A 917-nucleotide genomic window follows, 5' to 3' on the forward strand; every position below is an offset into this window, starting at 1 on the left:
GAAGATCGGCATGGTGCAGGTGCTCGACTACGTGCGCGGCTTCCGGGCCCGCAACACGACGACGCCGCTGGTGCTGATGGGGTACGCCAACCCGATCGAGCGCTATGACCAGCTGCATGGGGCCGGTGCCGATGAGAGCGCGTTCGTGCGCGACGCCGCCGCGGCCGGCGTCGACGGCGTCCTGGTCGTCGACTACCCGCCCGAGGAATGCGAGGCCTTCGCCGCCCGGCTGAAGGCGAAGCAGCTCGACCCGATCTTCCTGCTCGCGCCCACCTCCACCGAACAGCGCATGAAGGATGTGGGCCGCATCGCGAGCGGCTACGTCTACTACGTGTCGCTGAAGGGCGTGACCGGCGCCGGCCACCTCGACACCGACGCGGTGGCCCGGATGGTGCCGCGGATCCAGGCCCATGTGCAGGTGCCGGTGGGTGTAGGCTTCGGCATCCGCGACGCACAGACGGCCATCGCGGTCGCCAGGGTGTCGGATGCGGTCGTCATCGGATCCCGCATCGTGCAATTGCTTGAAACCCAGACGCGCGACAATGTCGTCCCCGCGGCCGCGGCGTTCATCGCCGAGATCCGCGCCGCCCTCGATACCCTGAAAGGAGCTCCCGCATGAGTTGGCTCGAGAAACTGCTTCCGCCGAAGATGCAGCAGACGGACCCGAGCGAGCGCCGCACGGTGCCCGAAGGCCTGTGGATCAAGTGCCCGTCGTGCGACACCGTGCTCTACAAGAGCGACCTCGAGCAGAACATCAACGTCTGCCCGAAGTGCAGCCACCACCACCGCATCCGCGCCCGCGCGCGGCTCGATGCCTTCCTCGACGGCGAAGGCCGCTACGAGATCGGCCAGGAGGTGCTGCCGGTCGACGCGCTGAAGTTCAAGGACAGCAAGCGCTACCCGGAGCGGCTGAAGGA

1 protein-coding gene and 1 pseudogene are annotated in these 917 nt (G+C 67.9%); both read left to right on the top strand.

Going from position 1 to position 917, the window contains the following annotated elements; translation table 11 throughout:
* The coding region (gene trpA, locus AC1D15_RS34630) for a tryptophan synthase subunit alpha (protein ID WP_477829639.1) at positions 1-619 on the top strand (619 nt) is incomplete at its 5' end.
* A pseudogene (locus AC1D15_RS34635) lies at positions 616-917 on the top strand (acetyl-CoA carboxylase, carboxyltransferase subunit beta); the annotation flags it as partial. The gene trpA and the pseudogene AC1D15_RS34635, both read left to right, overlap by 4 nt.

This window comes from Rhizobacter sp. P2_H2, from assembly GCF_056403375.1.